This is a genomic window from Leadbetterella sp. DM7, assembly GCF_040829825.2.
Taxonomy (GTDB): domain Bacteria; phylum Bacteroidota; class Bacteroidia; order Cytophagales; family Spirosomataceae; genus Leadbetterella.
The window spans coordinates 21,250-32,772 of the sequence record NZ_JBFOLH020000024.1; the positions used below are offsets into that span (position 1 = coordinate 21,250).

An 11,523-nucleotide genomic window follows, 5' to 3' on the forward strand; every position below is an offset into this window, starting at 1 on the left:
TACACGGGTCAAGTTGCTTCCTGCTATCCACACAAACCGGCATAGGGTTAAGGTAGGCTCGTAAAGCGTAGGGAACTCATATAACAAAAATAAAAAAATTCCCTTTCAGATCAAAAGGGAATTCCTGTTTTTTATTAAACGGAAAGCGTTCTAAGCCGAATTCCGGCTGGCATTGATATTGCCGAACAGCGAGCGCGTCACCATCTTCTGGTATATGTGCTTCAGCTCTTCGTCATCGGTTTCTTCGATCTTCTGCAGGCCGTATTGCTGGATAGCCAGGAGGGGAAGCACGATCTGCTCGCGGTAGTTAACAGACAACGAACCCACTACTTCAGTCTCCATCAGGGTTTTCTGGTTGGAGATCTCCAGCATGTACTTCACGCTCTTCTCGTATTCCTCGTTCATGATGTTCCACAATTCACCGTACTCCGGGTCTTCGCGCATGTAGGAGGTCAATGCAAAATAGGTTTTGGAAAGCGACATCATGCTGTTCTGGATCAGCGTCTTAAAATACAGCGAATTGTTATACAAATACCGTACTTCTTCTTCCCGGCCCTGGTGGACCATCGACTCGATCGCTGTACCCAGCCCGTAAAAACCGGGAATGTTCTGCTTCAGCTGGCTCCAGGCGCCTACAAACGGGATGGCCCGCAGGTCGGTGAGCTTCAGCTTTCCGCCCGAGCTGCGCTTGGTGGGCCGGCTTCCGATATTGGTTTGCCCGTAGTACTTCAGCGGGCTCTTGTTTTCCAGGTACGGTACAAACAGCGGGTGATTTTTCAGCTCCAGGTATTTCTCGCCGCCCGTTTCTGCCAGCTCTTCGATCAGGACACGCTCTTCGGGCGTGATAATGGCCTTCTGGTCACCGAACACATCGTTCAGCACCCCGGCCGAAAGCAGCTGCTCAAAATTGAACCGGGCCTGGGGCCGCGAGCCGTACATCGAGGTAATGGTCTGGCCCTGGATGGTCACCTGGATCTCGTTATTGGCAATGGTAGGCCCCTGCGATGCATAGAACTGATGGGTTTTGCCACCGCCCCGCGCCGGCGGACCGCCCCGGCCGTCAAAAAAGATCACGCTTACCTCGTTTTCTTCCGATACCTGGGTAAGCTGCTCCTTCGCCCGGAAGATCTCCCAGTTAGCTTTAATGTAGCCCCCGTCTTTGGTACCGTCAGAAAAGCCCAGCATGATGGTCTGGGTATTTCTCCGGATGTTCAGGTGGCGGCGGTAGGCCAGGTTGTTGTACAGCTCTTCCATGCTGTTTTTGGCGGTATCCAGCCCTTCTATGGTTTCAAAAAGCGGTATGATATCCACTGACGCTTCCGCATCGCGGTACCCGCAGAACCGGAACATGGCCAGCACCTCCAGCACCGAGCAGGCCGATGTAGAGTTGGAAATGATATACCGGTTACAGGCCTTCTCACCGTTATGTCCCTGGATCTCTTTCATGGCCCGGATGGTCCGGAAAGTATCTCTCACCAGGGGATCCGTGAAGTCATCCTCCCATACCTCAATGGTGCTGGCAGTGAGAAACTCGATCTTCTCCTCGTGGGTCCATTCCGGGTAAGGAGTATCTGACACCTTGAATTTCTCGTTTACGGCCTGCATCACCTTCTCATGGATGCTGCTGTCCTGGCGGATATCCAGGGTGGCAAAATGCAGCCCGAACAGCTTCACCCGCAGGATAAAACGGTCAAGCTCTTCAATGAACATGCTGCCGTGCTGGGTCACCATCACTTCCCTCACCTCTTCCAGTCGGCTGAGCAGGGCATTGTACGACAGGTCGTTGTTCAAGCCGAACATATTGGTATACAGCTTGTTATTAATCTTATCCAGCAACGGGATCACCCCTTTGAACGTAAAGCGCCGCCGGATGCTCTTGAAGTGATTATAATAACATTTCAGGATATTCGACCGAAGCTCCTGGGCCACCTTACGGGTGATATCCGCCGTTACAAACGGGTTACCGTCACGGTCTCCGCCCGGCCAGAAGCCCAGCTCAATTACCGGGGCTATCTCTTCGCCGTCAAAAAATTCTGTTGTCACGGTCTCCTGGATCTGGCTGAGCACCTCGTAATACACATGCCGCAGGTAAAAGATGATGCTTTGCGCTTCCTGTACGGGCGTAGGCTGCTCATCGTTAAAGAAGGGAGTTTTGCCCAATTGCTGCAGCAGCTGGTCAATGGTGCTGATGTCGTTCACCTGGATGTACTGCTCCAGGTCCTGGATGATTCTCAGCACCGAGTTCGGGTAAAACTGGGTAGGGTGCGCGGTAAAAACCACTCTCACCTTAAAGTTCCTCAGCTTCTCTCTCACCTCTTCCAGCTTGTTGTTCTGGCGGGCCAGGGCAAGAATGGCTTTCAGGGTACCGGGCGAGTCGGCCGGGGTCAGCTTTTCAAAAGCCGCATCCTCCACGCTGTCAAACAGCACCACCTGCCGCTCCACGTACGTGATCAGGCGAAAAAGCAGGTCTATTTTTTCTTTCTCCGTGGTAAAAACCGTGAACTTCTCAAAAAAAGCGTCAATGATTTCTTTCGGGTATTTCCCTTCTTCAAAGCCCTGCTTGGCGTTATCGTACAAAAAAGGCATCAGTGAGCCGATCTTGGCCATTTTATCATAGGGAAGCCTCGAAAATAAAGTATTAAAAACCAAATACTTATTGTGAACCTCCCGGGTAAAAACGGCCTCCAGATTTTGATTGGGCATCGTTATTTCAGATTAGAGTGAGGAACAAATATAAAAAAACCCCATTTCAAGCATGAGGTTTTAAATAAAAAAAGACTTTTCGGGTAAAAAAAATAATACTTTATAAGAGTTACGTCGTATTTTCTAAAGATTATTCATTTAAATATAATGTTTACCGAACTCTTCCGCCTTCGCCACGAACTCTTTTACCAGCTGCTCATCTTCTTTCGGACAGATCATCAGCACACGATCATGCTCGGCAATAATGTACCCCTTCAGGTCTTTCACCACCACCAGCTTGTCTTTGGGCATTTTCAGGATACTGTCTTCCACGTTATAGAGCATGCTGTAGCAGCTGACCACGTTATTTACCTCGTCTTTTTCCGAATTTTCGTGCAGCGACTTCCAGGTTCCGAGGTCTGACCAGCCGATATCACAAAGCACTACGTATACGTTCTCCGCCTTTTCCATCACGCCGTTATCAATAGATATAGACCGGCACCGGGGGTAGGCCATATCCAGGGCCTCTTTCTCCCCTTCCGTGAAGAAATGCGGCTGGGCCTCGCGGAAGGCGTCAGCAATCTCCGGCAGGTAGTTATCCAGCGCTTTCAGGATAGAAGGCATGCTCCAGATAAATATGCCGCCGTTCCATACATAATCGCCGCTTGAAATAAACATCTTCGCAATTTCCAGGTTCGGCTTCTCGGTAAAGGTCTTCACCTTTTTAACCTCCTGATCATCGCTGTCGTCAAACTGGATATACCCGTACCCCGTATCCGGGCGCGTAGGCGTAATGCCCAGGGTGACCAGCACATCGGCATTTTGGGAATAATCAAGGGCCAGGGTAAGCCTCCGCCTGAACTCTTCGGGCTTCAGGATGATGTGGTCGGCCGGCGCCACCACCACGTTGGCGTTCGGGTTGATCTTGGCGATCTTGAAGCAGGCATAAGCAATACAGGGAGCGGTATTTCTTCGGCCCGGCTCCAGCAGGATCTGGTCATCGGTCAGGAAAGGAAGTTGCTCCCGGGTAATATCGTAATATTCCCGCGAGGTCACCACATAGATGTTCTCTTGGGGGCAAATGCCTTCAAACCGTTCGGCCGTTTGCTGGATGAGGGTGCTTCCCGTACCTAAAATATCATGAAATTGCTTGGGAAAATTCTGGCGGCTGAAGGGCCAGAAGCGGGTACCTGCCCCCCCTGCCATTATAATGAGATAGTTTGATGAGATCATAGACTGTTTGCTAAAGTGTATAGTTATAAAAAAGTGCCGGATGGCTAGTTCCGAGTACCGGGTACTAACCACTCGGCACTAACCACCCGGAACTAATATACCCGGTACTATCTATTCCTCGCGCCATGCTTCGGATGACTCCTTGCATTCCGGTTCGGGTTGTTTTTCGGACCGGGCTTCTGCCCTGTTTTTTTACCTTTATTTGCAAAGCCCTTGCCCGCAGCCCGGAACTCCGGAGCAGGCCCCAGGCCCAGTTCTTCCGTAATTTTCCTGACCTCCACTTCTTTTTCCAGCAGGCCTTCAATGGCCTTCACCGAGCGGCGGTCTTTTTCAGACACAAAGGTCACTGAAGCTCCTTCGGTGTCTGCCCGTGCCGTACGTCCTATCCGGTGAATATAATCTTCCGCATCGCGGGGGATGTCGTAATTAACCACCAGGTTCAGGTTCGAAATATCGATCCCTCTTGATAGCACGTCGGTAGCCACCAGGATATTGTATTTCCCTGCCTTAAAATCACGGAGGGCTGTCTCCCGGTCTTCCTGTTCAATATCCGAAGATATACCTTTTGCCTTCAGCTTATTTTTAGCCAGATCGCGCAGAATTTTCTGGATCATGACCCGCTGAGACGTAAAAATAATGATTTTCTGCCCGGCATAAGGCTTGATCAGGCTCAGCAGCAGGGGCAGCTTCTGCTCATCGGAAGCCATATAAAACTGCTGATCAATTTTCTCCGCCGGCTTGGATACGGCCAGGCTGACCTCGGCCGGGTCATTCAGGATTTTCCGGGCAAACGTCCGGATCCGCGGGGGCATGGTAGCCGAAAACATCAGGTTCTGACGCTGCGCAGGCAGATGCTGAATGACGTACATGATGTCGTCTGAGAAGCCCATATCCAGCATTTTATCGGCCTCATCCAGGATCAGGCGCCGGATACGGTCAAACCTGATCTTTCCCGATTTCATGTGCGCCAGCAACCTTCCCGGCGTGGCAATAATGATATCGGCGCCTTCGGTAAGGGCCGTACGCTGCTGGTCCCAGTTCTCGCCCTTTCCACCGCCATAAATGGCCAGGCTGGTCACGCCTACAAAATACCCGAGCCCTTCAATCTGCTCATCGATCTGCTTGGCCAGCTCGCGCGTGGGCACCACGATCAGCGTGGAGAGCCCGTCGCCGCCTTCCTCCCGTATTTTACTCAGCACAGGAATCAGGAATGCGGCCGTTTTGCCGGTACCGGTCTGGGCACAGGCCAGCAGGTCTCTCCCCTCCAGGATAATAGGTATTGCTTTCTCCTGAATGGGGGTGGTATCCTTATAATTCATGGCATCTATGCCATGCGTAACATCGGGGTGTAAATTAAATTCTTGAAATTTCAAATTCCTTTTAAAGTTTTATGCAAATACTTACCTTTGTGAGGTAATATTTACGCGTCATTTATTGTTATATCAGAAACGCCTCCCAAAAGTAATTAATTCGTTCGTAAAAATTTAATTTGTTAAGGGAAACAATAATTCGGAACTTTGTCATCAATTACCAGCAGCAATGAGTGATTCTATCAAGCACGAGTGCGGAATAGCCATGGTTCGCCTCCGCAAGCCTCTTGACTACTATATTGAAAAATACGGTACTCCGCTGTACGCCGTCAACCGGATGTATGTTCTCATGGAGAAGCAGTCAAACAGGGGGCAGGACGGCGCCGGGGTAGCCAACGTAAAAATTGAAGTTCCGCCGGGAAGCCGCTACATCAGCCGCTACCGCTCTGTTGAAAACCGCCCGGTAGTAGATATCTTTAAAAAGGTCAACGATAAATTCATTGAGGTTCAGAAGCAGGATCCTTCCCATCTGAAAGACGCCGCCTGGCTGCAACAGAACATTGCCTTCACCGGCGAGGTGTGGTTGGGCCACCTGCGCTACGGTACCCACGGCAGAAACGAAATTGAAAACTGCCATCCCATGCTGCGCCAGAGCAACTGGCGGAGCCGTAACCTGGTGGTGGCCGGGAACTTCAACATGACCAATGCCGACGACCTCTTCAAAAAGCTGGTAGAGCTGGGACAGCACCCCAAAGACAGGGGCGATACCATTACCGTTCTTGAAAAAATCGGGCACTTTCTTGACGAAGAAAATCAACGGATATTTGATGATTTCAAAGGACAATACGAAAACCCCGAACTCAGTGATGTGATCGAGGATAACATGGACATGCAGCGGGTGCTGCACCGGGCCTGCCGCGATTTTGACGGCGGCTATGCCATGGCCGGGATCACCGGCTTCGGATCGGCCTTTGTGGTGCGTGACCCCGCAGGCATACGCCCTGCCTACTACTGGTATGACGACGAGGTGGTGGTGGTAGCCTCTGAAAGAGTGGCTATCAAAGCGGCTTTCGGAGCGCGGTATAACGACATCCTCGAGATCACACCGGGCAATGCCCTGATCATTAACAAAAGCGGCGATTTTGCAGAGCACAATATCCTGCCCCGCCTCGAGAAAAAATCGTGCAGCTTTGAACGGATCTACTTCTCGCGCGGGTCAGACCCCAATATCTACAACGAGCGGAAAGAGCTGGGCCGCAGGCTGATCCCCCAGATCCTGAAAGAAATCAATTACGACCTCGAAAATACCGTTTTCTCTTATATACCCAATACGGCAGAAGCCGCCTTTTACGGCATGGTGGAGGGAATTGAGCAATACCTTTCCACCTGGCGGAAAGAGAGGATCCTCTCCGGAGACCTGAACGAGGAAGAGCTGGAAAAGGTGCTGGAATTCAAGCCCCGTTTTGAGAAGCTGGTTTCCAAAGACGTTAAGCTGAGAACATTCATCACCAACGATGAAGACCGCTCGGAGATGGTGTCGCATGTATACGAAATGACCCACGGGGTGATCCGGAAGAAAACAGATACCCTGGTGATCATTGACGACTCTATCGTTCGGGGTACTACCCTTGAAAAAAGCATTCTGAAGTTGCTGGATAAGCTCGGGCCGAAGAAAATTGTCATCGTATCCTCCGCTCCGCAGATCCGTTATCCCGACTGCTACGGCATCGATATGTCGAAAGTAAAAGAATTCGTGGCTTTCCGGGCCATGCTGGCGCTCCTGAAAGAACGCGGGCTCGAAGATAAAAAAGAGGAAGTATACCATAAAATCCTCCTGCTCCAGGAAAAAGGAGACCTCAAAAAAGCCAACCTGGTGAAAGAGCTCTTTGACCTGTTTACCGACGAAGAAGTTTCAGCCAAAATAGCAGAAATCATTATTCCTGCAGGTATTGAGGCCGAGGTTTCTGTGGTTTTTCAGACCGTTGAGAACCTGAACGCCGCATGCCCCCACCATTTGGGTGACTGGTATTTTACAGGAAACTACCCTACTCCCGGAGGGAACAAAGTAGTGAACAAAGCCTTCCTGAACTTCATGGAAGGCAGGTACGTCAGGGCTTACTAACCGGCTTTTTGATTATTTTCGGAAGCACAAAAATATTAGCGGTAGCCTCTGTGATACCCAGGTTTTTGAGACAATCCCGGATACTTATGGATTCTATTTTAAGTACGGTTTTCATAATGTGTCTGATTGATTCGGACATCAAATATAAGATTAATTACAATTTATATTACCAATAATACCATTTTTTTTATCCCTATATGCCAAAAAAAGGAGTCCTTCTGGTTAATCTCGGTACACCGGATTCCCCCTCGGTACCTGATGTGAGAAAATATCTCAGGGAATTCCTGATGGACGGGCGGGTGATCGACATCCCCTACCTGAACCGCTGGCTGCTGGTTAACCTCATTATAGCGCCGTTCCGTGCCCCTAAATCAGCCCGGATCTACCGGCAGGTATGGCGGCCGGAAGGATCCCCCCTGAAAGTGTACGGCCTGAGCAACGAGAAAGAGCTGCAGAAGGCGCTGGGAGATCAGTACGTGGTACGGCTGGCCATGCGCTACCAGAACCCGTCTATCCCGGCTGCACTGAAAGAATTTGAGCGTCTGAACCTGGAAAAGATCCTGGTGATCCCGTTTTTCCCTCAATATGCCTCGGCTACCACAGGATCTGTGCACCAGGAAGTTTTTGAAAAGGTCAGCTCCTGGCAAACCATCCCGGAGATCTGCTTTACGGGTGCTTTCTACAACCACCCGCTGCTGCTGGAAGGTTTCGTACAAAATGCCCGGAAATACCTGGACAACACCCGCTACGACCATTTCGTCTTCAGCTACCACGGGCTCCCCGAGCGCCAGACAGAGAAAGCGCATTTCGGTAAAACCTGTGAACAGGAAGGCTGTGCCGCCGGCCTCACCGAAACCAATTACCATTGCTACAAGGCCCAGTGTTACGAAACTACCCGGCTGCTGGTGGCCCGGCTCGGGCTGGCAGAAGGCTCGTATACCACCTGCTTCCAGTCGCGGCTCGGAAAAGCCGAATGGATCAAGCCGTATACCGAAGATACGGTCAAAACCCTGCTGGAAAAGGGGGTACAGAAAGTGCTGGCTTTCAGCCCGGCTTTTGTGGCCGACTGCCTGGAAACCACCATCGAAGTAGGAGAAGAATACAAAGACCTGTTTATAGCCGGGGGCGGAACCCAATGGGACCTGGTGGAATCGCTCAATGACTCGCCCCTGTGGATCGGGCTGCTGAAAGAGCTGGTGCAATCCAATATCTGACCCTGGTATTCGTTAATCATACATTACGTTGTGCTCTTGAGATACCCTGCCCTGCTTATTTTCTCTTTTTGCCTGCAGTCGTGCTGCTGGTTGGGGGATTGTAATGACCCTACAGACGAAAAAGACAATCTGCCTCAATTTGACCCGGCTCCCCGCGTGGCACAGGTAAATGTGAACTACCTGAATGAAGTATCGGGAATAGCCTCCTCTATCCGGTTTCCCGGGCATCTCTGGCTCCAGGAAGACAGCGGTAATGAACCGAAAATCGACCTGATCAAAAATGACGGCACCTACGTACGAAAAGTAACCTTTGCAGGCACCAACCGCGACTGGGAAGATATGGCCTTAGCGCCCGGACCGGAAGCCGGGAAAAATTACATCTATCTCGGGGAGATCGGGGATAATGACGCCCGATACAGCGACTACTACATTTACCGTTTTGAAGAGCCTGCAGAAGGCCAGAACACCATAGACCATTACGATACGATCCATTTCCGGTATCCCGATAATGAATCGTACGATGCCGAAACCCTGCTGGTGGATCCTTCCACCCGCGACATCTACGTTATTACCAAGGCCCAGCTGAATGTGCGGGTATACCGCCTGCCTTATCCCCAGAATACCACCGGCATAAACGTACCTGAGTTTATGGGTACCATTAAATATTTCCTGATGGTGGGCGGTGACATTTCGCCTGACGGCAACGAGATCCTGCTCAAAACATACAATGCCATTTATTACTGGAAAAGGAAAACGGGAGAAACGCTCTACCAGGTGCTGAGCCGTAACCACGACCTGAACGCACCGTATATACTGGAACCCCAGGGCGAGTCGGTTTGCTGGGATACGGAAGTGCGGGGCTACTACACCCTCAGCGAGCGGGGCACCGGCACTACGATACCACCGCTGTATTATTATAGTAAAAAATAAATGATCAATTACCCGGTTCCGGTGAGGATAAAGTGTAGCGCTTAAGACTCAGGAAGGGGGCTAAAAAGTGTACAAAATGCAAGGCATTGAGGAAGAGGGCGAAGGAGCATACTAACCGTATGTGACTGAGGCCGGATTCCGAAACAACGCAGCAGTTTGTATACTTTTTAGCCGTCCTTACCGCATCATCCGGGAACGGTTGCCCGGTGTCATATTATTGAATTTCTTCATCATCTTCTTCATCTGCTCAAACTGCTTCAGCAGGTTGTTTACCTCCTGGATGGTCCGGCCTGCGCCACCGGCGATCCGGCGCCTGCGGCTGCCGTCAATGATATCGGGCTGGTTCCGTTCTTTCGGGGTCATGCTCCGGATGATCGACTCGATCGGCTTAAAAGAATCGTTGCTGATGTCTACATCTTTGATAGCGGCACCCATGCCGGGGATCATCCCCATCACATCTTTCAGGTTACCCATTTTCTTGATCTGCTCCAGCTGCCCCAGGAAGTCGTTAAGGTCAAAGCTGTTCTCCCGCATTTTTTTGTTCAGCTTGCGGGCTTCTTCCTCGTCAAAAGCCTGCTGGGCTCTTTCTACCAGCGATATCACGTCGCCCATGCCCAGGATCCGTGAGGCCATCCGGTCGGGGTGGAAGATATCCAGGTCTTCCATCTTCTCACCCGTACTCATAAACTTCACGGGCTTATCTACCACGGCACGGATCGACAGCGCCGCACCACCGCGTGAATCACCGTCGAGCTTGGTCAGCACTACCCCGTCAAAATCGAGGCGGTCGTTAAAGGCCTTGGCGGTATTAACAGCATCCTGGCCGGTCATGGAGTCTACCACAAACAGGATCTCCGACGGGCTGATGGCTTTCTTGATGTTCTCCACCTCGTTCATCATCACCTCGTCTACGGCCAGGCGTCCGGCGGTATCCACGATCACGATGCTCCTGCCCTTGGCTTTGGCATCTGCCACGGCGTTACGCGCTATGCTTACAGCATCTTTATTTTCGGGTTCCGCATATACGTCTACACCGATCTGCTCTCCCAGCACCTGCAGCTGGGTAATGGCCGCGGGGCGGTATACGTCAGCCGCCACCAGCATCACCTGCTTGCCCTGCTTCTTCAGGTAAGCCGCAAACTTCCCGGAAAAAGTGGTTTTACCCGAACCCTGCAAACCGGCAATCAAGACCACCGCGGGCGAGCCTTTCAGGTTTACGGTTTCTGCCTTTCCGCCCATCAGGCTGGTGAGCTCCTCCTGTACGATCTTCACAAAGAGCTGACCGGGCTCTACCGCAATCATTACCTTACGGTCAATGGCTTCCTGCTTCACCCTGTCTGTCACCTCCTTGGCTACCTTGTAGTTCACGTCGGCATCCATTAAGGCCCGGCGAATCTCCTTTACCGTACTGGCAATATTGATATCGGTGATCTTTCCCTTTCCTTTCAGCGTTTTAAACGCCCCGTTAAGCTTATCCTGAAGACTCTGAAACATATCTTTTGATTAAAAACAAAGTGCAAATTTAGGTAAAATATTCGTTAAGAATAAAATATCTGTAAACCAACATAAAGGAATGAAATATATAAAGGTATCTGCGCCTCTGGACTCATTAGTATAACTTGTAGCATTTAGTTGCAATATCCCTTTTAATGTACGGCTTCCCTGAATTCTCTGAGAAGCCGCATACTTATTCAAGAAAGGTTACCTTTCAATCACCACCGTTTTTGATTCAACCTTCTCCCGGGTGCTCACCCGAACGTGGTACAACCCGCTCATCACTTTGGTCGCATTGAATTTCAAAACGTTCCGGCCTTTCAGACCCTTATAGTTTTCCTGCTGATACACTGCCCCTGAAGTACTATATCAAAAAGGGTATATAAAGAGTATCCAATCAAAAAGGTTTATTTAGGGTCTGCTGGGAAAGTCATTTGATTTACGCTACCAATTTTGTTTGATATGGATGATGGTTTCCCATTAGATTACTATTTTCTCTCGTACATTGAGTGAATCCAGATAGCCATAGGGGGCTACC

The 11,523-nt window shown here is 50.6% G+C and carries 7 protein-coding genes and 1 pseudogene; 3 read left to right on the top strand and 5 right to left on the bottom strand.

Annotated features, from left to right (window positions below; genetic code table 11):
* Positions 1-150: 150 nt before the first annotated feature.
* From AB2U10_RS18485 to AB2U10_RS18495, 3 genes are all read right to left on the bottom strand, one after another.
* Entirely contained in the window at positions 151-2,703 is a 2,553-nt protein-coding gene (locus AB2U10_RS18485) for a phosphoenolpyruvate carboxylase (RefSeq protein ID WP_367916569.1), read from the bottom strand.
* 138 nt (positions 2,704-2,841) lie between these two features.
* Entirely contained in the window at positions 2,842-3,912 is a 1,071-nt protein-coding gene (locus tag AB2U10_RS18490) for a mannose-1-phosphate guanylyltransferase (RefSeq protein ID WP_367916575.1), read from the bottom strand.
* A gap of 110 nt (positions 3,913-4,022) precedes the next feature.
* Positions 4,023-5,288 (bottom strand): DEAD/DEAH box helicase, encoded by a 1,266-nt coding sequence (locus AB2U10_RS18495; protein WP_367916570.1) that lies wholly within the window; start codon positions 5,286-5,288, stop codon positions 4,023-4,025.
* A 166-nt stretch (positions 5,289-5,454) separates the two neighbouring features.
* Here AB2U10_RS18495 and AB2U10_RS18500 point away from each other — a divergent pair, with 166 nt between their 5' ends.
* The 3 genes from AB2U10_RS18500 to AB2U10_RS18510 all read left to right on the top strand — a co-directional run bounded on the left by AB2U10_RS18500 (position 5,455) and on the right by AB2U10_RS18510 (position 9,491).
* Complete coding sequence (locus AB2U10_RS18500) at positions 5,455-7,347, top strand: amidophosphoribosyltransferase (protein ID WP_367916571.1); 1,893 nt, start codon at positions 5,455-5,457, stop codon at positions 7,345-7,347.
* 197 nt (positions 7,348-7,544) lie between these two features.
* Positions 7,545-8,561 carry a ferrochelatase gene (gene hemH, locus AB2U10_RS18505; protein ID WP_367916572.1) on the top strand — a complete coding sequence of 339 codons (1,017 nt, stop codon included), beginning with the start codon at positions 7,545-7,547 and terminating at the stop codon, positions 8,559-8,561.
* Between the two features lie 30 nt (positions 8,562-8,591).
* On the top strand, positions 8,592-9,491 hold the full coding sequence (locus AB2U10_RS18510; protein WP_367916573.1) for a PE-PGRS family protein: 900 nt from the start codon (positions 8,592-8,594) through the stop codon (positions 9,489-9,491).
* A gap of 177 nt (positions 9,492-9,668) precedes the next feature.
* On the opposite strand, the gene ffh is transcribed toward AB2U10_RS18510, so the two are convergent.
* Both ffh and AB2U10_RS18520 read right to left on the bottom strand, forming a co-directional pair.
* A complete protein-coding gene (gene ffh, locus AB2U10_RS18515; protein WP_367916574.1) occupies positions 9,669-10,985 on the bottom strand; it encodes a signal recognition particle protein in 1,317 nt (438 codons plus the stop codon).
* A 207-nt stretch (positions 10,986-11,192) separates the two neighbouring features.
* Positions 11,193-11,342, bottom strand: a pseudogene (locus tag AB2U10_RS18520) (hypothetical protein); the annotation flags it as partial.
* Positions 11,343-11,523: the final 181 nt, after the last annotated feature.

Bases quoted from the DNA above. Each gene is read 5' to 3' on its own strand.
- AB2U10_RS18500 (WP_367916571.1), top strand. From the start codon at position 5,455: ATGAGTGATTCTATCAAGCACGAGTGCGGAATAGCCATGGTTCGCCTC.
- hemH (WP_367916572.1), top strand. From the start codon at position 7,545: ATGCCAAAAAAAGGAGTCCTTCTGGTTAATCTCGGTACACCGGATTCC.
- AB2U10_RS18485 (WP_367916569.1), bottom strand. From the start codon at position 2,703: ATGCCCAATCAAAATCTGGAGGCCGTTTTTACCCGGGAGGTTCACAAT.
- ffh (WP_367916574.1), bottom strand. From the start codon at position 10,985: ATGTTTCAGAGTCTTCAGGATAAGCTTAACGGGGCGTTTAAAACGCTG.